At 71.8% G+C, this 24,398-nt stretch carries 24 protein-coding genes and 1 riboswitch; of the genes, 16 read left to right on the top strand and 8 right to left on the bottom strand.

Features of this window, described 5'->3' with window-relative positions; translation table 11 throughout:
* Positions 1-236 precede the first annotated feature (236 nt).
* A complete protein-coding gene (locus tag FHU34_RS30370; RefSeq protein ID WP_145786063.1) occupies positions 237-1,637 on the top strand; it encodes a YibE/F family protein in 1,401 nt (466 codons plus the stop codon).
* 166 nt (positions 1,638-1,803) lie between these two features.
* Positions 1,804-1,934: riboswitch (cyclic di-AMP (ydaO/yuaA leader) on the top strand.
* 4 nt (positions 1,935-1,938) lie between these two features.
* On the top strand, positions 1,939-2,958 hold the full coding sequence (locus FHU34_RS30365) for a coiled-coil domain-containing protein (RefSeq protein ID WP_145786062.1): 1,020 nt from the start codon (positions 1,939-1,941) through the stop codon (positions 2,956-2,958).
* Positions 2,959-3,047: 89 nt separating this feature from the next.
* Here FHU34_RS30365 and FHU34_RS30360 read toward each other — a convergent pair whose 3' ends face one another.
* Positions 3,048-3,761, bottom strand: coding sequence for a carbonic anhydrase (locus FHU34_RS30360; RefSeq protein WP_145786061.1), 714 nt, complete (start codon positions 3,759-3,761; stop codon positions 3,048-3,050).
* 196 nt (positions 3,762-3,957) lie between these two features.
* Here FHU34_RS30360 and FHU34_RS30355 point away from each other — a divergent pair, with 196 nt between their 5' ends.
* Together FHU34_RS30355 and mycP are read left to right on the top strand one after the other, a co-directional pair.
* Positions 3,958-4,284: a helix-turn-helix transcriptional regulator gene (locus FHU34_RS30355; RefSeq protein WP_145786060.1), complete on the top strand. Its 327-nt coding sequence runs from the start codon at positions 3,958-3,960 to the stop codon at positions 4,282-4,284.
* A 50-nt stretch (positions 4,285-4,334) separates the two neighbouring features.
* Positions 4,335-5,567, top strand: a complete 1,233-nt coding sequence (mycP, locus tag FHU34_RS30350; protein ID WP_244312057.1) for a type VII secretion-associated serine protease mycosin — start codon at positions 4,335-4,337, stop codon at positions 5,565-5,567.
* A gap of 87 nt (positions 5,568-5,654) precedes the next feature.
* On the opposite strand, the gene FHU34_RS30345 is transcribed toward mycP, so the two are convergent.
* From FHU34_RS30345 to eccCa, 3 genes are all read right to left on the bottom strand, one after another.
* The gene (locus FHU34_RS30345) at positions 5,655-5,933 is read right to left on the bottom strand and encodes a WXG100 family type VII secretion target (protein WP_139583997.1); all 279 of its coding nucleotides are present in this window, start codon (positions 5,931-5,933) and stop codon (positions 5,655-5,657) included.
* A gap of 25 nt (positions 5,934-5,958) precedes the next feature.
* Entirely contained in the window at positions 5,959-6,267 is a 309-nt protein-coding gene (locus FHU34_RS30340; protein ID WP_139583998.1) for a WXG100 family type VII secretion target, read from the bottom strand.
* Between the two features lie 172 nt (positions 6,268-6,439).
* On the bottom strand, positions 6,440-10,405 hold the full coding sequence (gene eccCa, locus FHU34_RS30335) for a type VII secretion protein EccCa (protein WP_145786059.1): 3,966 nt from the start codon (positions 10,403-10,405) through the stop codon (positions 6,440-6,442).
* 166 nt (positions 10,406-10,571) lie between these two features.
* Here eccCa and eccD point away from each other — a divergent pair, with 166 nt between their 5' ends.
* A complete protein-coding gene (gene eccD, locus FHU34_RS30330) occupies positions 10,572-11,969 on the top strand; it encodes a type VII secretion integral membrane protein EccD (protein WP_145786058.1) in 1,398 nt (465 codons plus the stop codon).
* 23 nt (positions 11,970-11,992) lie between these two features.
* On the opposite strand, the gene FHU34_RS30325 is transcribed toward eccD, so the two are convergent.
* Positions 11,993-13,174, bottom strand: a complete 1,182-nt coding sequence (locus FHU34_RS30325) for a type VII secretion protein EccE (protein ID WP_145786057.1) — start codon at positions 13,172-13,174, stop codon at positions 11,993-11,995.
* A gap of 160 nt (positions 13,175-13,334) precedes the next feature.
* Between FHU34_RS30325 and eccB the strand changes: the two genes are divergently transcribed.
* The 8 genes from eccB (at position 13,335) to FHU34_RS30285 (ending at position 19,716) form a co-directional block, all read left to right on the top strand.
* Positions 13,335-14,750, top strand: coding sequence for a type VII secretion protein EccB (eccB, locus tag FHU34_RS30320; protein WP_145786056.1), 1,416 nt, complete (start codon positions 13,335-13,337; stop codon positions 14,748-14,750).
* 105 nt (positions 14,751-14,855) lie between these two features.
* Positions 14,856-15,224, top strand: a complete 369-nt coding sequence (locus FHU34_RS30315; RefSeq protein ID WP_145786055.1) for a hypothetical protein — start codon at positions 14,856-14,858, stop codon at positions 15,222-15,224.
* Positions 15,217-16,500: a WXG100 family type VII secretion target gene (locus FHU34_RS30310; protein WP_145786054.1), complete on the top strand. Its 1,284-nt coding sequence runs from the start codon at positions 15,217-15,219 to the stop codon at positions 16,498-16,500. Before FHU34_RS30315 ends, FHU34_RS30310 begins: the two co-directional genes overlap by 8 nt.
* Positions 16,501-16,706: 206 nt before the next feature.
* On the top strand, positions 16,707-17,063 hold the full coding sequence (locus FHU34_RS30305) for a hypothetical protein (RefSeq protein ID WP_145786053.1): 357 nt from the start codon (positions 16,707-16,709) through the stop codon (positions 17,061-17,063).
* 154 nt (positions 17,064-17,217) lie between these two features.
* The gene (locus FHU34_RS30300) at positions 17,218-18,033 is read left to right on the top strand and encodes a hypothetical protein (protein ID WP_145786052.1); all 816 of its coding nucleotides are present in this window, start codon (positions 17,218-17,220) and stop codon (positions 18,031-18,033) included.
* Positions 18,034-18,066: 33 nt separating this feature from the next.
* On the top strand, positions 18,067-18,405 hold the full coding sequence (locus FHU34_RS30295) for a YkvA family protein (RefSeq protein WP_145786051.1): 339 nt from the start codon (positions 18,067-18,069) through the stop codon (positions 18,403-18,405).
* Between the two features lie 31 nt (positions 18,406-18,436).
* Complete coding sequence (locus FHU34_RS30290; protein ID WP_145786050.1) at positions 18,437-18,844, top strand: pyridoxamine 5'-phosphate oxidase family protein; 408 nt, start codon at positions 18,437-18,439, stop codon at positions 18,842-18,844.
* 227 nt (positions 18,845-19,071) lie between these two features.
* Complete coding sequence (locus tag FHU34_RS30285) at positions 19,072-19,716, top strand: C39 family peptidase (RefSeq protein WP_145786049.1); 645 nt, start codon at positions 19,072-19,074, stop codon at positions 19,714-19,716.
* Positions 19,717-19,728: 12 nt separating this feature from the next.
* Here the strand turns inward: FHU34_RS30285 and FHU34_RS30280 are convergent, their stop codons facing one another.
* Positions 19,729-21,120, bottom strand: a complete 1,392-nt coding sequence (locus tag FHU34_RS30280) for an FUSC family protein (protein ID WP_244312056.1) — start codon at positions 21,118-21,120, stop codon at positions 19,729-19,731.
* Positions 21,121-21,225: 105 nt separating this feature from the next.
* On the opposite strand from FHU34_RS30280, the gene FHU34_RS30275 reads away from it, so the two are divergent.
* Complete coding sequence (locus tag FHU34_RS30275; protein WP_145786048.1) at positions 21,226-21,831, top strand: hemerythrin domain-containing protein; 606 nt, start codon at positions 21,226-21,228, stop codon at positions 21,829-21,831.
* A gap of 59 nt (positions 21,832-21,890) precedes the next feature.
* Here FHU34_RS30275 and FHU34_RS30270 read toward each other — a convergent pair whose 3' ends face one another.
* On the bottom strand, positions 21,891-22,061 hold the full coding sequence (locus FHU34_RS30270; RefSeq protein WP_423436586.1) for an antitoxin: 171 nt from the start codon (positions 22,059-22,061) through the stop codon (positions 21,891-21,893).
* A gap of 226 nt (positions 22,062-22,287) precedes the next feature.
* Here FHU34_RS30270 and FHU34_RS30265 point away from each other — a divergent pair, with 226 nt between their 5' ends.
* A complete protein-coding gene (locus tag FHU34_RS30265; RefSeq protein ID WP_145786046.1) occupies positions 22,288-23,391 on the top strand; it encodes an AI-2E family transporter in 1,104 nt (367 codons plus the stop codon).
* Here the strand turns inward: FHU34_RS30265 and FHU34_RS30260 are convergent, their stop codons facing one another.
* Entirely contained in the window at positions 23,392-24,042 is a 651-nt protein-coding gene (locus FHU34_RS30260; protein WP_145786045.1) for a dienelactone hydrolase family protein, read from the bottom strand.
* A gap of 146 nt (positions 24,043-24,188) precedes the next feature.
* Between FHU34_RS30260 and FHU34_RS30255 the strand changes: the two genes are divergently transcribed.
* Entirely contained in the window at positions 24,189-24,368 is a 180-nt protein-coding gene (locus tag FHU34_RS30255) for a hypothetical protein (protein ID WP_145786044.1), read from the top strand.
* Positions 24,369-24,398 lie beyond the last annotated feature (30 nt).

Here is a 24,398-nt window from a genome sequence, read left to right as displayed (position 1 = left end):
CCGACCGTGCTGGTTAGCATTTCCCACGATGACCCCCGGCAGACCGAGGCACGAACGGGCACCCGCGCCAGCGCGCGGTGGTGTCGCGGCTGGCCGGTCGGGTCCGACCCTACCGTCCGTGACCGAGCGGTCGTCAGCCGGCGAACCATCGCGTTCCCCCACCACGTTTCCGCAGTGACGGTGAACCGACCGGCCCACTGACACGTACCCCGCACCGGATCGTTGGGAGTCTCACCTTGGGTTCCGACCACGCCCGTCCCGCTCCGTCCGCCCCGCCCCGGGTGCGACGGATCCTCGTCATGACCGTGGTGCCTCTCTTCGTCGCCACCGTCATCGCGGCCGTGCTCCTCTGGCCGCGCGGCGGGTCACCACAGTCCGACGGCGGGGCGGACGTGCCGCGCTACAGCGGCACTGTGACCCGGGTGGTGATGGAGCCGTGCCCGCCGTCGCCGTCGAGCCCCGAGGGCACACCGCGCGTCGGCGACGGGCGCTGCGGCACTGTCGACGTCCGCGTGGACGACGGGCCGTCGGCCGGACAGCAGGTCGAGACGCCGGTGCCCGACGGGCCGGGCGCACCCCGGGTGGAGGTCGGCGACGAGGTCATCCTGGTCGAGCTGACCGACCCCACCGATCCCACCATCAGCAACTGGAACGTCGCCGAGCACCAGCGGGGCACCCCGATGCTGTGGTTGGCCGTCGTCTTCGCCGCCGCGATCGTCGCGTTCGGTCGGTGGCGGGGTCTCGCCGCGCTCGCCGGGCTGGCCGCCAGCTTCGCCATCCTGCTCACCTTCGTACTGCCGGGTATCGGCGCGGGGAAGTCACCCCTGCTGGTGGCGGTGGTCGGCGCCGCCCTGATCATGTTCGTGGTGCTCTACCTGACACACGGGGTCAGCGCACAGACCTCGGTAGCGGTGCTCGGCACCCTGGGCAGCCTGGTGTTGACCGGCGTGCTCGCCACCGTCGCCACCGCCGCGACCCACCTCACCGGCTTCGGCAGCGAGGAAGCCACCACCCTGTCGATGTTCCAGGGCGACGTGGACCTGCACGGCCTGCTGCTCGCCGGAATCATCATCGGATCGCTCGGGGTGCTCGACGACGTGACAGTCACCCAGGCGGCCACCGTCACCGAACTGGCGCACGCCAACCCCGGCCTGACCCGGTTGCAGCTGTACCGCGCGGCAACCCGGGTCGGTCGGGCGCACATCGCGTCCACTGTCAACACCATCGTGCTGGCGTACGCGGGCGCGTCGCTGCCGCTGTTGCTCCTGCTCACCGCGGACGCGCGGCCGATCGGGCAGATCCTCACCAGCGAGTTCCTCGCCCAGGAGATCGTCCGCAGCGCGGTCGCCACCCTCGGCCTGATCGCCGCCGTGCCGCTGACCACCGGACTGGCGGCGGTGGTGACCGCCGCCGGTCGCACCGACGCTCTGTCGCCCGCCGCCGGTCGCACCGACGCCACGTCGCCCGCCGACGCTTCCGCCCCGCGACCGCAGACGGACCGGGCGGAGGCACTGGCCGCACTGATCTCACCGCGAACGGGTCACCCCGACGAGTCGGACCCGACGCGGACTCCACCCCCATCTACCGCCGCCGACCGGTGGCCGGAGCCGAACAGGAGCACGGATACGACATGGTGACACTCCTCAGCGTGACCAGATCGGGCCTCCACCCTGAGAACCGCGTCACTGGTCACTCAACGCTATGGCGAAATGACACTTTTGGTCGGCATCCAGGCGTAGCTCACCCGGTCGACTCTCGGGTAACCTCGCTGCCGGTCACCGATGAAGGCGCGAAGCGGCGTCTGCGGTGCCACCGCCCAATCGCCAACCGGCGAGCCGGGGACCCAGGTACGTGGGGTGAATCCGCGTCAGCGGTAGGGGCCACTTCCGCCCCGAACCCGTCAGCTAACCCGGTCGGCGGTCGACGGAAGGGAACATTGTGACGGCACCCCTACGCCGCTGGTTGACACCCGTGGTGGCCGTGATCGCCGCACTCACCGTGCTCGCCGGGCCCCTCCCGGCCCACGCCGCCCCGACGACTCCCACCCCGTCCGGGCACGAGGAGGACGGCGAGCCAAAGCTGCTCACCGACGTCATCGAGCAGGCCAACCGCGACTACTCCGCCGCCAAGTCCCAACTGGACAAGTCCAAGAAGCGGCAGAGCGAGCTGACGCAGCAGGTCGATCGGGCCCGGGCCGACCTGGACGCGCTGGCCCCCCAGGTCGGGCAGATCGCCGCCCAGTCGTACCGGACCGGCCGGATCGGCGCGCTCGCGATGCTGCTGGAGAGCAAGGCTCCCGACGCGTTCGTCCAGCGGGCCTCGCTGCTCGACGAGATGAACATGGTCAACGAGAAGAAGCTCGCCGAGGTCAACGCGGTGAAGGCCCGCGCCGAGCAGGCCAAGCTACTTCTCGACGCGGAGGTCCGCGAGCAGCAGAAGCAGACCGCCCTGATGGCCAAGCGCAAGAGCGAGGCGGACAAGGCGCTCTCCCTCGTCGGCGGCAAGGGCTTCACCGGCGGCCTGGTCGACGCCACCTCGAAGGTCGCCAAGATCGGCCCGGGTCGCACCGCCGACGGTGACTGGAAGCCGCAGTCGTGCAGCGAGAAGGACCCGACCACGTCCGGCTGCGTCACGCCCCGCACGCTGCACGCGTACAAGGAGGTCAAGGCGGCCGGCTTCAACCGGTTCGTCGGCTGCTACCGCTCCGGTGGGCCGTGGGAGCACCCGAAGGGCCGCGCCTGCGACTGGTCGTTGCAGAAGAGCGGCTTCGCCCCGTGGCACAACGACGACACCCGGAAGTACGGCAACAACGTCGCCGCCTTCCTCATCCGTAACGCCGACCGGCTGGGCATCTACTACGTCATCTGGAACCGGCAGATCTGGTTCCCGGCGACCGGTTGGAGTTCGTACAGCGGGCCGTCGAACCACACCGACCACGTCCACATGTCGCTGCTCTGACCCGCAGGACATTCGTCGAGGGCCGTTCCGCGTCGCGCGGAGCGGCCCTCGTCTCGCGTCAGGCCCCGAAACGCGCGGCCCTCGTCGTGTCAGGCCGCGGCGGGCGCTGCCGGGTCGGCGTCGAGCGTCGTGAGGCCGGCCGGCACGGCGGCCACCGCGCGCACCTCTCCAGCGGCGAGCCGGTACGACACACCCACCACCGCGCACCGCCCCTGCGCCACCGCACCGGCCAGCACGGGCGACTGGCCGAGCAACGTCTCGACGGTCTGTGCGATGTGGACGTCGACGATGCCGTCGATGTCCTGCACACCCTCGGCCTCGGCCCGGCGCAGGCTGGGCAGCACGGCGTCGACCACCGCGGGCAGGTGCCCCGGCGGTCGGGTGCCGGTCGCGGCGGCCTCCCGGGCCGCCTGCACCGCGCCGCACGAGTCGTGACCGAGCACCACCACGAGCGGGGTACCGAGCACTGTCACCGCGTACTCCACGCTGCCGAGCACCTCCGGGCCGGCGGTGTGGCCGGCGGTCCGGACCACGAACAGGTCACCCAGCCCGCGGTCGAAGATGATCTCGGCGGCCAGCCGTGAGTCGGAGCAGCCGACGATCACCGCGAACGGGTGCTGCCCGTCGGCCACGGCGGCCCGGTGCCCGGCGTCCTGGTTGGGGTGGCGAGGAGCGCCGTCGACGAAGCGCCTGTTGCCGGCGACCAACTCGGTGTACGCCCGAGCCGGCTCGCTCGGCGCGGGTGCCCGGTCGGTGGTCCGCTGCGGCCCCGGCTGCCCACCGGTAGTTCCGGAATGACTCATCCCCGCACCTCGTCTCGATGCATCTGACCTGGTCAAACGGCTTCAGGTGGGCCTGCGGCGGGCGCTGGCTCGGGGTCCACCGTCACACGCACCGAAACACGCGTCAAGGGATGCGTGATATAGATTTCATACGTTGACCCCGAATCGACCCGTGGGCGACGCACCGAGGGCGGGCATCCGGAAAGGCGGTCACACGATGACGAACACGTCGACCGGCAGCGGGCGAAACTGGACATTCCTCACCAACCACGGTCACGTTCTGCTGGCCATCGCTCGCGACCCCACCGCCCGGCTGCGGGACGTCGCCGCCGAGGTCGGCGTGACCGAACGCGCCGCGCAGGCGATCGTCGCCGACCTGGAGGCGGACGGATACCTGCACCGCACCCGCGTCGGCAGGCGCAACGAATACACCCTGAACCCGGCCGGCCGGTTCCGGCACCCCGCCGAAGCCGACCGTCAGGTCGGCGCGCTGCTCGCACTGTTCGCCGAGACGCCCACCGCGGAGGTCAGCCCCCAGGCCTGACCATCGTCGCCGGGCCGTTGCCCGACCGAGCACAGCGGTAATCTCTGCGGGTGCGCGAATGCCCGCCGTCGAGCGCGACCCCCTCCTCCCGCCATGCCACCCGCGCGGTCCTCAGTGGAATGCTGGCGCTTCTGCTCGGCACCGGCCTGGTGGCACCCTCCCCGGCCACCGCCGCACCCCCCACCTGCGGTCCAGAGGGCGAGGAGGGCCTGGCACAGCCGCCGTGGGCGTTACGCCGACTGGAACCGGCCTCGGCGTGGCCGCTGTCCCGGGGCGCCGGAGTGACGGTGGCAGTGATCGACTCCGGGGTCTCCGCGACCCACCCGCTGCTCAGCGGCCAGGTGCTCGACGGTCGCGACTTCAACAACCTGCCGGCAAACAAGGGCCAGTGCGACCTCGTCGGGCACGGCACGATGATCGCCGGCATCATCGCCGGCCGGGAAGGCACCGGCGTCCCGTTCAGCGGCATCGCCCCGGCCGCCCGCATCCTCCCCATCCGGGTCCTGCCGGACCTCAAGGACACCAACGACCCGCAGCTTCCCGGGCAGATCGCCGCCGCGATCGACTGGGCGGTCGAGCAGGGCGCCGACGTGATCAACCTGTCCCTGACGACCATTCCCGGCCCGGAACTCACCGCCGCCGTCGAGCGGGCGCTGGCCAAGCAGGTGGTGCTCGTCGCAGCCGCCGGCAACCAGCAGGAGGGGCAGCAGAGTAGGCCGGGTTATCCGGCCGCGTACCCAGGGGTGCTGGCCGTCGGTGGGGTCAACGAGGAGGGTGGTCACGTCGGCACCTCGATCAGTGGTGACTACGTCGACATCGCCGCGCCGGGGCTGAACATCATCGGGCCGGCGCCGCGGGGGGCCGGCTACCGCGCCGAGCCGAACGGCGGCACGAGTTACGCCGCCGCGTACGTCTCGGGTGTGGCCGCGCTGGTCCGCGCGGCCTACCCCGACCTCACCCCGGAACAGATCGCTGAACGGCTGGAGCGCACCGCCGACAACCCGCCGGAAGGTCACAACGCCGACATCGGTTACGGCATGGTCAACCCGTACCGGGCGGTGTCGAGCCTTCTGGGCACCCGGACGAACCCGCCCGCCAGCGCGATCCCCGCGCCGATGGCACCGGACGACCCGCTGGGCTGGCAACGCACGGCCGCGATCTGGACGGCGCTGGTCGGCGGGCTGATCGCCGCGCTGCTGCTGATCGGGCGACCGATCGTCAGCCGGGGCCGCGAACGAGGTTGGCGCCCTGGCCGACGCACCGACGCGCCGACCGCCGGCTGACCCGCCGGGTCGGCAGCACCTCGCCGGGGCAGAAACAATGCGGCTCCGGCCCGGGTCGACCGGACCGGAGCCACACCAGCGGACTTCTCAGCTCCACACCTTCGAGTTGCTCATCTCGGTGGAGACGTAGTTCTCGCGGGCGATGCCGACAGCGCCGCCGATTTCGTTCAGGATCCGGTTGATGTCCCGGACCGCCGTGTCCCACTTGGCCTGGTGCTGCTCGTAGGCAACCCGGTCCTCGCCGTCCCAGTGCAGCTTGGACAGCATCGACCGCAGCGTGTCGAGCTTCTCGTCGATGGTCTTCGAGATGGCCTGCATCTGCTGGTTGCTGCTCTCGAGGACAGCGTAGTCAACTTTGATCGTCACGATTTCCTCCTCTGCTGCCTGCGGATCACGGGTTGAGAGCAGAGTGGAACTTGTCCAGCATCTGCTGCTGCTCTTCGTCGTTGACCTGGTGCGTCGTACCCGACTTGTCGAGCAGGTCGGCGATGCTGTCCATCGCCGTCAGCAGCTTGACGGTGTCCTCGTTCCAGCGCGTCATCAGCGACTGGAAGCCCGTGGACGCCTGGCCCTTCCACGCCATTGCCAGGTCGTCGACCACGTTCCACAGCTTCTTCAGCTCGCCGTCAACCTCGCTGCGCGTGGACCGCACGTCACTCGCGGCGGTATGCAGAGTCGCTGCTTCGACCTCGAACGCCATGCTTCACACCCCTCCGTCATCTTGTGGTGGCGGCTTCGCCGCACCCCTCCCCCGCGGCAAGGCAGCAACACCCCACCGACGGACACTCCAGTGAAGACCGTAGCGGAAGCCGACCAGCCCTCGCAGCCCTGACCACCGATGCCCGATGGATGGTGGTGAATCGGACCGCCGGTCACGCAGGCTCGGCCCACGCGGTCTGGATCAGCTGCTGGCCGTCGCGCCGGCGGACCAGGGTGCCTCGACCCGGTGGCTGTGGGCTCGGCCGCAGCGTCCCGAAGACGGCACCCTCCTCCCGGTTGCCGGACATCAGCAGGCCCGGGGAGTCCAACTCACGCAGCCGTTGCAGCACCGGCTCGTACAGCGCCCGGGACACCCCGCCGACCCGACGCGTGATGATCAGGTGCAGGCCGATGTCGCGCGCCTGGGGCAGCAACTCCTGTAGGGCGCTGAGCGGATTGCTGCCACCGGAGGCAACCAGGTCGTAGTCGTCGACCAGGATGTACAGGTCCGGACCCTTCCACCAACTGCGGTCACGCAGTTGGGCGGTGGTCACGTCCGGCCCGGGCAGCCGGTTGGACAACGCGCTGCGGATCGAGGCGAGCCCCTGCGCGAACGCCTGGTTGGACGGCGCGTAGTCCAGCAGGTGATCGCCCTCCACCGCACCCAGCAGACCACGCCGGTAGTCGGCGATCACCAGGCGGGCCTGCGCGGGCGTGTACCGCTCGGTGATGCCCCGGGCGATCAGTCGCAACAGGTTGGTCTTGCCGCACTCCGCGTCGCCGAAGACCGTCAGGTGCGGCTCGTTGACCAGATCCAGGTAGACCGGCGCCAGCGCCGACTCGTTGACGCCGATCGGCAGACCGGGCGCCGACCGGTCGATGATCCGGGCCAACTCGCCCACCGGCAGCCGGCGGGGCAGCAGCCGCACCTTCGGCGCCGGCCGACCCGGCCAGTTCGCCGCCACGTGCCCGGCCAGGGACACCGACGCCTCACTGAGGTCGTCGATGTCCCGGCGACCGTCGATCCGCGAGATCGCCGTGAGGAAGTGCAGCTTGTCCCGGGTCAGGCCGCGACCGGGCGACTTCTCCGGCACGTTCGTCGCCGCCCGGCGGTCGATCTCCGACTCGGACGCGTCACCCAGCCGCAACTCCAGCTTGGTGCCGAGCAGATCCCGCATGTTGATCCGGATCTCCGCCCACCGCACCGCCGTGAGCACCACGTGTACGCCGAAACCGAGGCCACGGTTGGCCAGCGTGGTGATGGTCTGCTCCAGCTCCTCGTACTCCTGGCGCAGCGTGTTCCAGCCGTCGACCACCAGGAACACGTCGCCGAAGGGGTCGTCGACGAACTCGCCGGCGGCCCGGCGACGGCGGTAGCTGGCCACCGAGTCGATGCCGTGCTGGGCGAAGCGGGTCTCCCGGTCGTCCAGGACGGCCACCACCTCGGCCACCGTCCGGCGTACCGCCTCGACGTCGCGTCGACCGGCCACCCCCGCCATGTGCGGGAGCCGCTCCAGGCTGCGCAGCGCGCCTCCGCCGAAGTCCAGGCAGAAGAACTGCACCTCGCGCGGGGTGTGCGTGAGAGCCAGCGAGGCGAGCAGCGTACGCAGCATGGTGCTCTTGCCACTCAGCGAACGGCCGACGATGACCACGTTGCCGCCGGCACCGGCCAGCTCGACCATCATCGGGTCACGGCGCTGCTCGTACGGGCGGTCCACCACACCGACCGGCACCGTCAACCTGCCCCGCCCGGGCCAGGACGCGGTGCACAACCCGTAGGTCGGGTCGACGGCCAGCGCGCCGAGCAGCTCGCCCAGACCCGGCGGATCGGCCAGCGGCGGCAGCCACACCTGATGGGCGGGGCGGCCCTTGCCCTTGAGCTGGTCGATCAGCACGTCGAGCATCGCCACAGCCTTGCCGTCGGCCGGTTGCTCCGGTTCGGGAGCGGCGGCCACCGGCATCTGCGGGAGCTGGGCCGGAACGAAGTCGAGGCCGTACGGCACGATCCGCCGCTGCACCAACGCCTGTGAGGCGCTTGCCTGCTGCCCCGGCGCCCGGTACGCCCCCGACACGTACGCGGCCCGGAACCGCAGCATCGTGCTGGTGTCGGTCTTCAGGTAGCCGTGACCGGGCGCGTTCGGCAGCTCGTACGCGTCCGGCACGCCGAGCACGATCCGGCTCTCCACGGCGGAGAAGGTACGCAGACCGATCCGGTAGGACAGGTGCGTGTCCAGACCACGCAGCTTGCCCTCTTCGAGTCGCTGGCTGGCCAGCAGCAGGTGCACGCCGAGCGACCGGCCCAGCCGGCCGATCATCACGAACAGGTCGATGAAGTCGGGCTTGGCGGCGAGCAGCTCGCTGAACTCGTCGCAGATGATCAGCAGACTGGGCATCGGGGCCAGCGGCTCACCGGCGGCACGGGCCTTCTCGTACTCGAAGCGCGAGACGTAGTTTCCGGCTGCCCGCAGCAACTCCTGCCGGCGCACCATCTCGCCGGCGAGCGCGTCCCGCATACGGTCGACGAGCGGCAGCTCGTCGGCCAGGTTGGTGATCACGGCGCTGGTGTGCGGCAGCGCCTCCAACGAGGCGAACGTCGCGCCGCCCTTGAAGTCCACCAGGACGAAGTTCAACTCCTCCGACGAGTGGGTGACCGCCAACGCGGCCACCACCGTTCGGAGCAACTCGCTCTTGCCGGACCCGGTGGCGCCGATCACCAGGCCGTGCGGGCCCATGCCCTCGTGCGCCGACTCCTTGAAGTCCAGTTCGACCACGTTGCCGTCCGGCCCGACGCCGAGCGGGATACGCAGCCGGTCCCGGTGGCCGCGCGGACGCCAGGTGTTCTGGACGTCCACCGTGGCGGCGTCACCCACACCGAGCAGGTCCGGTAGCTCCATGCTGCGGGCCAGCGGCTCCTCGTTGCTGGTCTGCTGCTGGGACAGCCGGTAGGGAGCGATCTGCCGGGCCAGCCCCTCGGCGGCCTCGGCGCTGAGCTGGTCAGGGCGACCCAACGGCGACGACGAGCTGCCCCGGACGAGGTCGAGCGAGCTGCCGTCGGCCACGTCGAGGCAGAGCAGCCAGCGACCGGCGTCGCGCGGCACCGTGCCGGACAGGTCGATCACGGTCGTGCCGAGCAACCCTGGGCCCACCAGCTGACAGGTCGGTGAGACCTCGCCACCGTCGATGACCACGACCAGGTGCGCGGCGGTGGTCAACGGCTTCGCCTCGGGTGCGAAGCGGGGTCGTGCGGCCAGTTCACCGGCGAGCGCGGCCTCGGCCTCGGCCAGGCTGGCGAAGACCAGTCGGCGCGCGCCGGCCGCGTCCGTACGGGCGCTGTGGTGGGCGTGTGGCAGCCACTTCACCCAGTCCCAGGACGACTGCCGGTCCGGCGCGGCGACCACCGCGACCACCAGGTCGTCCGGCGCATGGAAGGTGGCCAGTTGGCCGAGCGCCGCCCGGGTCAGGTTGAGCACCGGCTCGCGGTCGCCGCGCAGCACCACCCGGCTGAACGCGCGCACCGACAGCGCGGTCGGCAACTCGGGCACTGTGGAGTGTGCGCGGACGAACCGGCGAAGCGCGATGGCGCTCATCGGCTCCAGGTCCTCGACCGGTTTCGTCTCCGGCGGGACGATCTCGACCGCCAGTCGCTGCGGGCCGAGGGCGATCCGGGTCTCGCCGAAGTCGTCCTCGGTGATCCGCCGCTCCCAGAGCCGACGGGACGCGGCGATCGACCAGAGCGCGTCGGGCTCCGGGTGCCGCCAGGCCATCGCGGCCCGCTGCTGCTCGGCGGCACGCCTTGTGCGCTTACGCATCTGCGCCAGGTAGCGCATGTAGTCGCGGCGGTCGGCGTTCAACTCGGCCTTGTCCTTGCCACCGCTGTTGGCGAGTGAACCGATCGCCATGCCGAGCATCGAGACACCGAAGAGGCCGCCGGCGACGTACGTCATCATGCCGCCGCCCTTGCCGGCGTAGAGGAAGGCCATCGCACCGACCCCGCAGAACATCGGCAGGATCATGAGCAGTTGCCCCATGCCGCGAGGTGTCGGCTCGGGCAGCTCGGGCGGCGACTCCAGCAACACCTCACCGCGAGGTAGGGCCGGTCCCGGCTGACGCGGGAGCCGGCGGAACACCACCGTGCTCACGGCTGTCTCCTCCCCAGAAGCGGCCCTGATGACGTGCCGCCGCGGACCGGAGCCCGCGGGTGGGCATCGTACGTGCCCGCCATCGTAGGTAATCTGCCGTGGGCGCGGTGGACCCGGACCGCAGCATCGCGGCCAGCCGATCGCAGACGCACACCTGGAGGCCACTGTGGCGACGAAGACGGCGACCGGTGGACTGAGCCGGATCACCATCGTGGCTCCGCGTACCCGGATGGATCTGGCGCTGCCGTCGGACGTGCCGATTGCGGACCTGCTCCCCACCCTGCTGCGCTATGCCGGCGAGGACCTCGCCGACGAGGGCGCGCGGCACGGCGGCTGGGCTCTGTCCCGGTTGGGCGGTGCGCCGCTGGACGGCGGGCGCACTGCTGGGCAGCTCAGCATCCGCGACGGTGAGGTGCTCTACTTCAACCCCCGGTCCGCCGCCGCACCGGAGATCGTCTTCGACGATGTGGTGGATGCGGTGGCCACCGCCACCAACCAACGTCCCGGGGCCTGGCACGCCGGTGCGACCCGGTCCTTCGCTGTGGTCTTCGCGGCGGCGGCGTTCGGCGCCGGCGCACTCGCCGCGCTCTTCGCCGGCCCACCGCACCTGCCCGGCGCGGTGGCCGCCCTGCTGGTCGCGGTGGCGTTGCTGGTCGGCGCGGCGGTGCTGTCCAGGGCCGCCGGCGACAGTCAGACCGGTGCGGTGCTGGCCATCGTCGGCCTGACGCACGCCGCCACCGGCGGTCTGCTGCTGCTCGCCGGTGACCGGCCGCTTACCGAGTTGGCCAGCCCGCACGTGCTGGTGGCGGCGACCGCCGCGGTGGTCGCCGGTGCCGTCGCCGTGTTGGCTGTCGGTGACCGGTACCCGCTCTTCTTCGCCGCGATCGGGGTGGGGGCCGCGACCGGCCTCGGCGCTCTGCTCTGCCTGGTCTTCGGCCTCGACGCGCCGGCCTCCGCCGCGGTGGTGGCCGCTGTGGCGTTCGGTGTGGTGCCGGCGCTGCCGATGACGGCCTACCGGCTGGCGCGACTGCCGGTGCCGTCGATCCCGACCGGTCCGGAGGACCTGAAGACCGACACCGAGTCGGTAGACGGCAGGCACGTGCTCCAGCGGAGCGAGCGGGCGGACCAGTTCCTGACCGGTCTGTTGTGGACGATCGCGCTCCTGGTGCTGGGCGCGCAGATCGTGCTGGCTCTCGACGGTCGGCTGTCGGCGGTACTGCTGTGCCTGGTGCTGGCGCTGTTGTCGCTGCTGCGGGCCCGGCCGCTCCTGGGCCGCGCCCAGCGCACCCCGGTGCTGCTCGCCGGGACCGTGGGCCTGGGCCTGGCCGCCGCGGCCACCTTCACCGACGGGTCGCTGCCGGTCAAGCTCGGTCTGGTCCTCGGCGGTCTGGTGCTGGCCGCCGTGATCAGCCTGATCTACGGCCTGACCGTTGCCGGCAAACGCATCTCACCGGTCTGGGGCCGGCTTCTCGACATCGCCGAGATCCTGCTGATCATCGCGCTGGTCCCGCTCGCCTTCTGGGTGTGCGGGCTCTACGGCTGGATCGTCAACCTCCGGCCCTGACCACCCACCGCCGCCCTGCCGGGTTACTGCTGTCCCGAACGGGTGGAGGCCCCCAACGCCGCCGCGACCGGCGCGCTGGCGTAGATGCCCGGTCCGTGCTGACCGTCCACGGGCCGGGTGGACACGCCGGTCCGGTGCGCGACGTCACGGACCACCTTCAGCAGCGCCTCGACGTGACCGTCCATCGCGGCGATCCGGAGCAACGGCGCTGCCACACGGCCGTCCATCGACACCGCCGCGGCCACCGTGTGCGACGGCGCCGAGGTCGCCGTGATCGCGTCGACGAGCGGGCCGAGGGGCGCGTCCGTTCGGCCTCGCAGCGCCATGCACCGGTGGGTCCACCCGCCGCCGTGCAGCCCACGCCAGGTCTCCGTCGGCGCTTCCGGCCCCAGGTCCAGGCCGGCCGCCGAGACGATGGCGGCGCGCAACTCTTCCCGGCCCAACGGCCGGTGGGCCAGGCCCGCACCGGTCAGCGCCTTGCCGAGCCGACCGATGCCGGCAGCCAGGGTCCGGTGCACACCGGGCAGCCCGCCGCCCCGGCTCACCGCCTCGACCCGCGCGTCGCGAACGGTGAGGCGCAACGCCACCCAGACGGTCCGGTGCGCGGCCGGCGGCGCGCCGGGCGCCGGGTACCAGACCAGGGTGTGTGCGACGACCTGGGCCCGGGACACCGGGGCGCTGAAGTCGGCGAGTACGCGCAAAACCTGGTCCATCGTGGACGCCTGCACCGATCCGACCGTCGCGCCGCTGACGGACTGCAACGCGACCGCAGCGAACCACCCCTGGGCGTCCTGCCCGATGCCGAGCCGGGTGCCCCGATCGGTCAATTCGATGATGCTCAGCTCGGGGGCGAGAGTGGCCAAACGTGGGTCCGCCGCCGTGCCACCGGCCACCGCGGCCGACGCGCGCTCACCACGGCTCCGCAGCCGCCGCCGCAGCAGCAGGTCCTCGAACCACCAGCGGCCTCCCCGTCGGGCAAAGGTGGCCAGGAGGACGAGCACCGCCACGCCGCCCGCAACGGCGAGCAGCCAACTGGGCCCCGTCGACGCCGCCCAGACGCCGAGCACGCACAACTCCAGCACGACGAGCTGCCCGACCAGCACCGGGCCGACTCGCCCCCCACCGGGTCGGTCACTCGGCGGCGTCGAGCGGGTCGTGGACGGGTCCGTGGCCGCTCGGGCGGGTCGTGCCTGAACCTGCGTCATCGCTGACTGTCCCTCCTGCACGTACGGCTCTGCGCCGGGTCGGTCCGGCGTCGGCCACGAACGGTGGTCCCAAGGAACCCCGGTCGGCCCCTTATCGTAGGGAAGCCCGCGACGGCGCCCCGACCTGATCGTCGCGGATCCACCCTGCCGGAGGTAAGTCATGCGGACCCGCCGCGATCAGGTGCAGGCGTACCGCTTCGTCACCCGCCGGATCGTCTCCGCGTTGCTGTCGGGCGATCCGGAGACCACCAACCTGCCGATGCGAAGGCTCGGCATGGCTGTCTTCGGCAGTGTCATCACCGCGGCCGTCGTGCTCGGCGGGGTCGGAGCCTACGGTCAGCTCACCGGGAACACCGCGCCGCTGGAGGACCAGACCCTGGTCATCGAACGGGAGACCGGCGCGACGTACGTGTTCCTGGAGGGGCAGCTCCACCCGACGCTCAACTACGCCTCGGCGCGTCTGATCCTCGACCAGCCGGACGCGACGGTGCGGACGATGTCCCAGAGTTCCCTGCGGGACCGGCCACGCGGGCTCACCCTCGGCATCGTCGGCGCACCGGACGCGCTGCCGGACCGCAAGTCGCTGACCGGTCTGCCCTGGTCGGTCTGCGACGTGCCCGATCCGGTCGATCCGCAGCGCTCCCGCACCCGGGTGGTGATCGACCGGGCGTTGCCCGGGGGCGTCCCGCTGGGCGACCGGGCGGCGCTCGTCGTGGTGGACGACCAGCGTTACCTGGTCACCAACAACGTCCGACTCCAGGTGCTCGGCGGGGACCAGACGATCACGGCGCTGAAGATGGCCGACGCGGCGCCGCTCCGGGTCGGGCAGCAACTGCTCAACGCCGTGCCGGCCGGGCCGCCGCTGCGCAAACCGTCCCTGCCGGGCGAGGGCGAGTCCAGCACGCGGACCGTGGCCGACCGACCGGCCACCGTCGGTCAGGTGTTCAGCGCCGCCGGGCGGTACTACGTGCTCACCCGGGAGGGGCTCGCCTCGATCAGTGAGATCACCGCCCTGTTGATGGTCGGCGGCGGCGGTCGGATCACGGACATCACGCCGAACCAGGCTGGCGAGTTGTTCGTCGAGCAGCGGGTCGAGGAGGAGGGGCTGCCGAAGACGATGCCCAGCTTCTACCCGACCAACTCGGGTCAGACCGCGCTGTGCGCGACGTACCGGGCGAGCAGCACCGGCGGGCCGCCGACCACCACCCTGGAGGTCTTCGAACGGGCGCCGGCCGAGCTGACCGCTGCCAATCCGGGCCCGGTGCCGGTGCCACAGACCAGGCGGGACGCCGTACGGACCACCGAGGCGGTGCTGCTGCCCGGCGGCAAGGGCGTCATCGCGCAGGCCTCACCCGGTGCCGGGACCAGCGGTTCCGGCGCCGCCGGGTCGACGATCTACCTGATCAGCCCGCAGGGCATCCGGTACCCGCTCGGCTCGGCGGCGACGCTGGGGGTGCTCGGCTACGGCGGGGTCACTCCGCTGGCGGTGCCGGGCTCGCTGCTCTCGCTGATCCCGACCGGGCCCACCCTGAGCCGCGACGCCGCGATGTCGGTCTTCTCGCCCGAGGGGCAGTGATCGGGGCGGATGGCTGAGCAGCGATGACGGGTCGCCCCGCGTCGTAGCCGTGGACTAACCTGGATGTCGCTGACGGTTGTCAACCAGAACGACGGGGATGTTGCCATGACCGGGCGTACGGAAGTCGACCTGTTGTCCCTTGAGGACTTCCACCAGCACCTGGCTTCGCGGTTGAGTCAGGTGGAGTCGGTGCTGCGCAAGCTCAATACCGAAATGCAGTGCCGACCGCCGGCGCTCGGCACGTTCCTGGACGCCACCGACCAGGCGCGTCGCTACAGCGAGGTTCACCAGTCCTATGTCGACCAGGCCGAACGGGTCCGGCAGGCGGTGCTCGCGGCACAGCAGGCGACCAGCACGATCCTGACCAACTACCGCACCGCCGAGGCGCGTAACGCGGCCAACGCCACCGATGTCACAGCGGCGCTGAACGGTGTCGATCGGGCGTTCGAGCCGAAGGAGGACGGGCGTGTCTGATTACACCCAGCGCTACCAAGGCAACACCCACCAGCAGCTCTATGACGGCGTGATGGCCGGCCAGCCCGAGCAGATCGAGGGTGTGGCCGCCCAGTGGGCCGAGCTCAAGGGCATCCTGGACGGTCTCGGCCGAGAGTTGAACGGCGACCTGGAGAAGCTGAGCAACACCTGGACGGGTTCGGCGGGTCGGGAGTTCAACCGGCGGCTCAGCCTGATCGTCGCCCACTCCGACGCGTTGGGCGACGGGATGGCTGGCATCAAGCAGGGGCTGACCATGATGGCCGACCATCTACGGACCGCCCGCAAGCAGGCCGAAAGCCCGGAGGAGACCGACGACAACGACAAGGCGATCTCCGGCGCGGTCAAGGGTGCCACCACCTTCGGTCTGCCGGGCGCTGTGGTCATGGGCATCGTGGGCCACCAGCAGGACAAGGAAGAGCAGGAGAAGGCCCACCAGCGGATGGTGAACCTGGTGGCCGAGTTGGCTGGCGGCTACGAGATCTCCGCCTACGACCGGGTCGTCGATCCGCCCCTGCCACATCCGGACACCCCGGACACCGCCCGCAAGGACCCGACGTCCCCACAGGCTGTTCCGACGGTCGCCAAGGCGAACGCCGGGCCCAGCAGCACCGGCGTCAGCGCGCGTACCGGCGATGCGACCATCGCGGGGCCCGACCGCGCCGCCCAGCCGCCGGGCGTCGGTGACGCCTCGGTCCCCGGCCAACACGGCACGGGCACCGGTGGCGCGCCGGCCGTCGCGGGCGGTCCGATCGGCGCCGGCAGCGACTCCGATTCTCGGAGCACCTCGCTGGCCGGGGCTGACTCGCTGGTCGGTGGGGCGCTGGTCGCCGGTGGCGCTGCCGGGCTGGTCGGGCTGTCCGGGCCGAGCACGGCGACCCTCGCCGCCGGTTCCGGGCCCGGCCTGCTCTTCGGTGGGCAGGGCGGTGCGCCGGCCGGCGGAGTCCTCCGCACCGCGACGCTCGCCGGTTCGGGCAGCACGCCGACCACGTCGGCTCGTCCGGCCGGTGGGACCACCCCGGCAGAGAGCCGCGCCGCCAGCGGGATCGGGCGCAGCATCGACGGCCAGCGCGGCGGCCGGGCAGCCACGGCCGGCGGCAACAGCCGGCCGGGCGGAGGCAACTCCGGTGTGCTCGGCGGGCGGGGCCGACCTCAGGACGACGACTCCGACGAGCGGCTGACCTGGTTGACCGAGGACGAGATGGTGTGGCGCGACGGTGGCGACGCCGCGCCGCCGGTGCTCGGCAGCGGCCACTGATCACAGCCCGCCTGAAGGAGCGCCGTCGCCCCTGCAGGCGGGAGATGAACGACGGCTGTGCCCCCGACCGGACCCGATCCGGGCGGGGGCACAGCCGCTTTCGGACGAGGATCAGCACCCTCCACTGTGCTCAGGGTGGTGGTGGTCACGGCAGATCAGGCCGCCACCGTGCTGCGGCACACCGCGGTGGGCGATAGGTTGGTCGGGTGTCGTCCGCAGCCTGTGTCCGCCCAGCCCGGTGGGCTGTGCTGCGGTCGCTGCGCGAACTGACCCGACTGGCGGTCACCGCGCTGGTGCTGGCGGTCGGCCTCGGTGGCGCTCTCGCCGCGACGCCGCCGCCCACCCCGACGCAGCTGCGGCCGAGCGCCGTGAGCAGCCGGGTGCCAACGGTCCGCCCTGATGCGGGCCCGGCCACCGAGCGTGCCGGCCAGCCCGCCGCGCCGCCGACCGACGCGGTCGACACCGTCGCCGCACCCGTTGTGGTCGCGGAGGGCCCGCAGAACACGCCGGCCATCGATCCCGGCCGTGGCACTCCGGCGCGGCGCGGTCCGCCCGCCCGCTGATCCAGTTCCGGCGATTCCCGAGGCCCGGTTCCGGGTCGTCCGTCACGGCAACCGAGTCTCCGTCGACGGGACGACCCCATCACCTGGCTGACCGGCGCAGTCGGGCTCCTCCTGCCACCCGTCGATACCCGCCTTCGACCGCGAGGTGCTGATCATGCAGACCATCCTCTCCGCCGCCCTGCCCGACCTGTCCCGAGCCGCCGTCATCTGGCTGAGCCTGCTCGGGGTGGTCGGCGTCATCGTCTCCGCGCTTCTGCTGCGGCCCGGCCGACTCCGCATCGACCCGGGCGCCCGGATCCGCCGCGCGGCCATGCCGAGCCAACTCGAACAGGTGCAGGAGGAACGCGAGCAGAGCCGGTACGCGCAGGAGGTCGCTGTGGCCGCCGAGCGGGCGACCACCTCCGCCCAGCGCCGTCGGGCGGAGTGGGTGACCGCGCAGGAGTCGGTCGAGGCAGCCTGGCAGGCGTACGAGGCAGCCGAGGCGGCCGTGCGCCGGCTCGCCGCCGCGGCCGCGATGCCGCTGCCGCACACCGCCCGCACGCCAGCCGAGTACGTGGACCGCGAGCGCTACCTGCACCGTGCGGCGCTGAACGCGTACTGGCGGCGGGAACTGTCGGTGGAGCAGCTCAGCGAGGTGTTCGCGCACCGCGACGGCTGGGACCCGCGGCTGCACCCGGTTGAGCAGGAGCTGGTGCTGCAACGCGCGATCCGCGACAACCTGGCGGCCAGGCACGCCGCTGCTCGCGAGCAGGAGCAGGTCGCCTGGCGGGCTGCTGAGTTGGCCGTGGCGGCGGCCCGCAGTCTGCGCGAGGAGGCGCACGCCGCCACCGGACGACGGGTCGCGGATCCGTCGGTGTTGCCGCTCAGCGAGGTGGCCCGGTCGGCGGCCGAGCAGACCCGGGAGAACGTCGAGCAGACCCGGGAGAACAAGGTGACGGCGCGCGGTCGCGCGGCGGTGCCCGCGTTCTGAGCCACCTGCCGTCCGGTGCGTTAGCGTGACGGCATGTCCCGACAGGCGTGGGTCCTCGTGGTGATCGCCGGCATCCTGGCGATCGCCACACTCGCCGGCGCCGTGGTGCTGGCGGTGCGGGTGGTGCGTACGCGAAGGATGTTGACCGGGCTCGGCACGGGCGGAAAGGTCGCCTTCTACGGCGCGTTGATCTACACGATCTTCCCGGTCGACGTGCTTCCCGACCCGATCTACCTGGACGACATGGGTGTCCTGGCCGGCGCGCTGATCTACCTCACCCGGCTTGTGCACAAACGTCGGGCGGCCGGTCGACGCCTGCCCGGTCAGCCGGATGCCCTGCCGGAGGGGGACCGCGCACGTCGCGTGCCATGATCGGGGCCGGTGCGGCGGACAGGGGGCGGGCATGGTGGGCGGTCATCGACTGGACGTACACGATGAGCGGGTTGTCGCTTTCTGCGCGGAACGTCACCTTGCCACGCTGACCACTCTGCGGGCCGACGGTACCCCGCACGTCGTACCGGTCGGTGTGACCCTCGACCCGGCGGCCGGACTGGCCCGGGTCATCACCTCCGGCACGTCCAGCAAGGCCCGCCAGGTGGCCGCTGCGGGGCCGGCGGGAGCGGCGGTGGCGGTCTGCCACGTGGACGGCCGCCGTTGGCTGACCATCGAGGGCCGCGCGGTACTGCGGTCGGACCGGGCCTCCGTGGAGGAGGCGGAACGCCGCTACGCCAAGCGGTATCGCACCCCCCGTCCGAATCCCCAGCGGGTGGTCATCGAGATCACCGTGACCGGGTTGCTGGGGAGCCTCTGAACCACCGAGGGCCGGTGGAATCCCGCCCGGCCTCCTGCCGTTACACCTGATCGCGACGGCCGCATCACGCCGCCGGCGGAATGTCCGCCGGAGCAGGGCCGTTACGTCCCCGGTGCGCCAACGGCCGAACCCGCCGCTGGTCGCCCCCCGTGTTGAGCCGAGCGCCATTCCCGGTGCTGCGTCCTCCGCTGCGCGGAGACGTCAACCCCCCGAACGGAGACTCGACCATGAATCCGATCGTCCAGAAGAGCGGTTTGTCCGTTGCCGGCCTGCTGGTCGCCGGCGGTTGCGCCCTCGGCCCGGCGGTAGCCGCCCAGGCCGCCCCGGCTGCCCCCGCACAGACGTCGACGAGTCAGACCCAGCGGTCCGCCGAGCGGATCCTCGGCGTCGACTACCAGGCCCAGCCCAACTTCTACTACTGCGGTCCGGCCGCGACCCGGATCGCGCTGTCCGCCCAGGGCAAGGCGCTCTCCCAGGACGAGGTGGCCAAGCTACTCGGCACCACCGAGGCGGGTACCCCCTCGGCCCTGGACACCACCCGGGTGCTGAACGAGCTGACCGGCGGCAAGTATCGGACCACCGAGATCCGTGACTCCGTCGCCCGGCCCGACCAGGTCGAGCAGTTGCGTCGGGACGTACTGGCGGCGGTGGACGCCGGCCGGCCGGTGGTTGCCAACATCAAGGGCACGACCGTCGACACCGACGGCAACCCGCACTCGTACGAGGGCGGCCACTACCTGACCCTCGTCGGCTACCGGGACGGTGGCGACACCATCCGGGTCGCCGACCCGGCCGACCCGGCGCTGGGCGAGTACTGGGTGAGCCTCCCGAAGGTCGCCAACTGGATCGCCGAGCGCGGCTACTCCTCCTGACCTGGACGAGTTTCACCGGGCCGGTCTCTCCCTCGGGGGGAGGCCGGCCCGGCTCTCGTCTCGGGCACGGGAGGCGAGGTGCGCGCGGCGACGCGCTCGGATGGACCGTGCCGGCCGCAACCGGCGCAGTGTTCGCCGGGCCGGTGGGTGCAGCTCCGCCTCCCCGGCACCGGCGGCCCGACGCACGATCCGGTTGGCGTCGTCGGGTTCGTACCCGCAGGCCCGGAGCAGGTCGCTGGCTGCGGTCCGCAGTCCGGTGACGAGTGACTCGCCGAACGACCCGACCCCGCTCACCGCCGCACGCCCGGCCAGCTCGGCGCACTCCTCGATCAGCCGGCGGGTGGCCTGCGGGTCCTCGCCGACCCTGCACTCGGTACGCATCTCCGCGACCGCCCGGCCCAGCCGGCCGATCGCGTCCGGCAGCTCCGACGGGATGGGCTCGCCGTACTGCAATGCTGTCGACGACCAGCGGGCCAGGGCTCGGCTGTCGAGCAGCAGACGCTCCAGGTGGTCGGCGCTGCGGGCGTACCTGTGGAACTGCTGGCGGCGGTGCCAGCGGGCCGGAGCAATCGTCACCACCTCCTCCGCACCGCTCAGCGCGTCGTGCAGCCGACCCAGGTCGCTTTCGGTGTCCCGGAGCCGTCCCAGAACGCGAAGCGTCCCGTCGCCGTCACGTTCCCGTAGGGCCTGCGCCAACTCGGCGAGTTGGTCGCAGAGGACTTCGAAGATCGGCGCCGCGGCTCGGTCCAGCACCCGCATCGGGTTGATCGGCAGCAGCAGCGCGACCACCACCAGACCGACCGCTCCGCCGACGAGCGCGTCGAAGATCCGGGGCAACTCCAGACCACGGTCCATCGGGGCCAGCGTGGCGATCAGCACCGCGGTACCGCCGGCCTGACCGACCAGCGCGCCCCCCTTGCCGGCCACCAGCAGCGCGGCGGCGATGGCCAGCGCGACGACGACGCCGGTCTGCCACGGCCCCGAGCCGAGCAGGTACCGCAGGGTGTCCCCGATGACGATGCCCAGCGACACGCCACCCAGCAGTTCGAAGGTGCGTCGGGCCCGCTGCCCGATGGCGGTGGCGATCGTTCCGACGGCGGCGGCCGGGGCGAAGACGTGCGATCCGGGGCCGAGCAGATTCTTGGCGAGCAGAGCGGCGATCGCCGCGGCCAGCCCGGCCTGGACGGAGATCACCAGGGTGATCTCCCACTGCCGGGCCCGGATCCGGCCCGCCTGACCGCCCCGGTGCCGTACCCGTTCGACTGCCTGGCCGCTCCGCTCGGCAGCCTCGTCGAGACGCGACCGATCGCGGTCGGCGGGTGGGCGGTCGTCGGCCATGGCGGCGGTTACCCCGGCGGGGAGGGGGCAATCGTGCAGGTCCGGCACCACCCGTCCCCGGGGCACCACAGGCCTCCTCCAACGCATCGTCGTCTGTAGGTTTGTGCAGCCCCGTGGGGGTACCAGGGCCTCACACCTCCCACCGATCCGCAACCGGTAAGGGGCCGTGAGATGACCAACCCACAGACCACCGATGACCGTGACGTCGTCGACATCCTGGTCGCCGACCACCGTGCCGTCGAGGCGCTCTTCGTCGAGTTGGAGACCCGGCAGGGCGCCCTCGAACACCGCCGCCACCTCGCCGACGTGGTGATCGCCGAACTCGTCCGCCACTCGGTCGCGGAGGAGGCGTACGTCTATCCGATCGCTCGTAAGGCACTGCCCGACGGCGACGAGATCGCCGACCGCGAAGTCGCGGAGCACGCCGAGGCCGAACGGACCATGAAGGAGTTGGAGTCCGTCGAGCCGTCCGACCCCCGCTTCGACGAGTTGCTCGCCCACCTGACGAGCACGATCCGGGACCACGTGCGCGAGGAGGAGAACGAACTCTTTCCCCGGCTCCGCGCGGCGACGGCCCGGGAGGAACTGGTCGACGTCGCCGCCAAGGTGGAGGCGGTCAAGGAGATCGGTCCGACTCGGCCGCACCCGGGCTCACCCGACCACCCGCCGGCGAACAAGCTGCTCGCTCCCGGCATCGGCCTGGTCGACCGGCTGCGCGACGCGTTGAGCGGGCGTCCCACCTCAATGGACGAGCTGCGCGAGCGGCAGCAGCGCTGAGCCCGACAAGAGCGCCCCGGGCCGCCGACTGCACGGCGACCCGGGGCGCTTCCGGTGGGTCAACGGGTCTGGTCGCCCTGACCGGTACGCGCCTGAGCCTGGTCGACACCCTTGTCGATCTTGTCGGTGTACTTGCCGCCGGTGCGCTTGTCGGCCATGTCACCGGCCTTCTCCATGCCCTTGTCGACCTGCTCGTCGTGCTTGTTCGCGAAGTCCTTGGCCTTGTCCATGAAGTCACCCACGGCACTCCCCCTTCAGTCCGGCTCCACCAGTCGCGTTCCCTCGCGCCGGCGACGCAAACGCCGTCGTCCCGGACGCGGTAGGCGAACACCCACCGGGGGGTTACGAACCGGCGTACGATCCGCGCGGGCAGCGGCTGACGGGGAGCTCACGCGAAACGGGTGTCGGCGCACGACCGGCTGGGTACCGACCTCGCCGAGATCGAGGAGGACCGACATGGCGGCAGAGGAACCCGGAACCAGGACCGGCGACCCCGGCCCGCGGCAGAGTTGGGCGGCGCTGCCCTGGCTGGTCCGGACCGCGGTCTTGTGGAGCGCATGCCTGGTGGTGATCGTCGCCGGGCTGTACCTGCTGGGCAAGATCGCCATCCTGCTGGCACCGCTGGCCATCGCGCTGGCCGCCACCGTCTTCCTCACCGCACTGCTCGACCCGGTGCTGCTCCTGTTGCGTCGGCTGCGTCTGCCGGCGGCACTGGCCGCGCTGTGCACAGTGCTGTTGCTGCTCGGCATCCTGGTCGGTGTCGGTGCGTTGGTGTGGAACCTGACCGCGAGCCAGTTCGACCAGCTCAGTCAGGAGTTGACGCAGGGGGTCGAGCGCAGCCGTGACTTCGTGACGTCGACGCTGCCGGTCAGCGAAGCGCAGCTGGACCGGCTGGTCGACCAGGCCCGGGAAGGGTTGAGCGGCAGCTCGCCGGACCCGGTGTCGGGCGCCCGGACGGCCACCGAGGTGTTCGGTTCCGCGCTGCTCGCCCTGGTGCTGCTCTTCTTCCTGCTCAAGGACGGCCGGTCGATGTGGCACTGGGTGCTGTCACGGGTGTCCGGAGCGAACCAGTCGGTTGCGGCCGAGGCCGGCCGGGCCGGTTGGCAGACGTTGGGCGCGTACAGCCGGGGCACCATGCTGATCGCCGCGATCGACGCGATCGGCATCGGCCTGGCTCTGGTGGTGCTGCGGGTGCCGCTCGCCCTGCCGCTGGCACTGATCACCTTCCTCGGCGGGTTCGTGCCGATCATCGGGGCGACGGTGGCCGGCGCGGTGGCGGTGCTGGTGGCCCTGGCCGCGAACGGCCCCACCACCGCACTGCTCACCCTCGCCGCGGTGATCGCGGTGCAGCAGATCGAGGGCAACCTGCTGGAACCATTGGTCATGAAGAGGCAGGTACGACTGCACCCGGCGGTGATCCTGGTGGCGGTCACCGCCGGCACGCTGATCGCGGGGATCGCTGGCGCCTTCGTCAGCGTCCCGATCACCGCCGTGCTCTGGCGCGTCATCGACACCGTCCAGCAGCGCCGGTCTACCTCGGCCCTCGTGCCGACGGAGTGATCATCGGTTGAGGTGGGTGGTGAACCACGCGCCTGCCTGGTCGGCGACCTGCTCAAGGGTCCCGGGTTCCTCGAAGAGGTGAGTGGCGCCCGGGATCACCCGCAGCTCGCCGACCTCACCCAACTCGGCCAACGCCCGCTCGTTTAGCGTGATCACCTCCTCGTCCAGGCCACCGACCAGCAGCAACGTCGGGGTACGCACCTGGGCCAGCGCGTCCCCGGCCAGGTCCGGTCGACCGCCCCGGCTGACCACGGCACCCACCCGGTCCGCGCGGGACGACGCCGCGACAAGTGCGGCGGCGGCTCCCGTACTGGCCCCGAACAGACCGATCGACACGTCACCGGCGGGTCGTTCCACCGCCAACCAGTCGACGATCCCGGCCAGCCGGCTGGCCAGCAGCCCGATGTCGAACCGGAGTTCGGCGGTGCGCGCGTCCACCTCGTCCTCGGCCGGGGTGAGCAGGTCCACAAGTACCGTGCCGAGCCCTCGACCGTTCAGCGCACGGGCCACCGCCACGTTGCGGGGGCTGTGTCGGGAGCTGCCGCTGCCGTGCGCGAAGAGGACGACACCGGCCGGCTGGGCTGGCAGCATCAGGTCAGCGGGCAGGTCCGCGTCCCCGACTGGAATGGTCACCGCTGCCTGTTCGTCCATGCCCCACCTCCGCGTGATCGCCTACCGCCCGGTTACCCCGCCGGCCGCGCCGCACGCCGCGTTTGCCCGGTGGGGCGTCGGGTACGCGACGGGCGACCGCAGACCGTGTCGGCGCAACCGCGCCCCGACGGATCGCGAGGATCGTCATGGCCAAGCAGCAGATCTCCGAGCAGCAGCAGAAGACCGAGCGGGCACGGCGGGAACAGGACGCCGAGCGCGACCAGGACTTCGGGGACCAGGCCGCTTCGGCGCGGCTGCCCGACGATCCCAAGGCGGCGGCGCCCCGGGACGCGATCGGGCGCCCGTCAACCGGCGAGCCGGTCTGACAAACGGTGCGAGGCGGTCGGGGCGGAATG

The sequence above is a fragment of the Micromonospora taraxaci genome, from assembly GCF_007830095.1.
Lineage (GTDB): Bacteria > Actinomycetota > Actinomycetes > Mycobacteriales > Micromonosporaceae > Micromonospora > Micromonospora taraxaci.
This window is presented reverse-complemented; position numbering and strand designations above follow the sequence as displayed.

Bases quoted from the DNA above. Each gene is read 5' to 3' on its own strand.
- FHU34_RS30360 (WP_145786061.1), bottom strand. From the start codon at position 3,761: ATGAGTCATTCCGGAACTACCGGTGGGCAGCCGGGGCCGCAGCGGACC.
- FHU34_RS30355 (WP_145786060.1), top strand. From the start codon at position 3,958: ATGACGAACACGTCGACCGGCAGCGGGCGAAACTGGACATTCCTCACC.
- FHU34_RS30340 (WP_139583998.1), bottom strand. From the start codon at position 6,267: ATGGCGTTCGAGGTCGAAGCAGCGACTCTGCATACCGCCGCGAGTGAC.
- FHU34_RS30325 (WP_145786057.1), bottom strand. From the start codon at position 13,174: ATGACGCAGGTTCAGGCACGACCCGCCCGAGCGGCCACGGACCCGTCC.
- eccB (WP_145786056.1), top strand. From the start codon at position 13,335: ATGCGGACCCGCCGCGATCAGGTGCAGGCGTACCGCTTCGTCACCCGC.
- FHU34_RS30315 (WP_145786055.1), top strand. From the start codon at position 14,856: ATGACCGGGCGTACGGAAGTCGACCTGTTGTCCCTTGAGGACTTCCAC.
- FHU34_RS30300 (WP_145786052.1), top strand. From the start codon at position 17,218: ATGCAGACCATCCTCTCCGCCGCCCTGCCCGACCTGTCCCGAGCCGCC.
- FHU34_RS30295 (WP_145786051.1), top strand. From the start codon at position 18,067: ATGTCCCGACAGGCGTGGGTCCTCGTGGTGATCGCCGGCATCCTGGCG.
- FHU34_RS30290 (WP_145786050.1), top strand. From the start codon at position 18,437: ATGGTGGGCGGTCATCGACTGGACGTACACGATGAGCGGGTTGTCGCT.
- FHU34_RS30285 (WP_145786049.1), top strand. From the start codon at position 19,072: ATGAATCCGATCGTCCAGAAGAGCGGTTTGTCCGTTGCCGGCCTGCTG.
- FHU34_RS30275 (WP_145786048.1), top strand. From the start codon at position 21,226: ATGACCAACCCACAGACCACCGATGACCGTGACGTCGTCGACATCCTG.
- FHU34_RS30270 (WP_423436586.1), bottom strand. From the start codon at position 22,061: ATGGACAAGGCCAAGGACTTCGCGAACAAGCACGACGAGCAGGTCGAC.
- FHU34_RS30265 (WP_145786046.1), top strand. From the start codon at position 22,288: ATGGCGGCAGAGGAACCCGGAACCAGGACCGGCGACCCCGGCCCGCGG.
- FHU34_RS30260 (WP_145786045.1), bottom strand. From the start codon at position 24,042: ATGGACGAACAGGCAGCGGTGACCATTCCAGTCGGGGACGCGGACCTG.
- FHU34_RS30255 (WP_145786044.1), top strand. From the start codon at position 24,189: ATGGCCAAGCAGCAGATCTCCGAGCAGCAGCAGAAGACCGAGCGGGCA.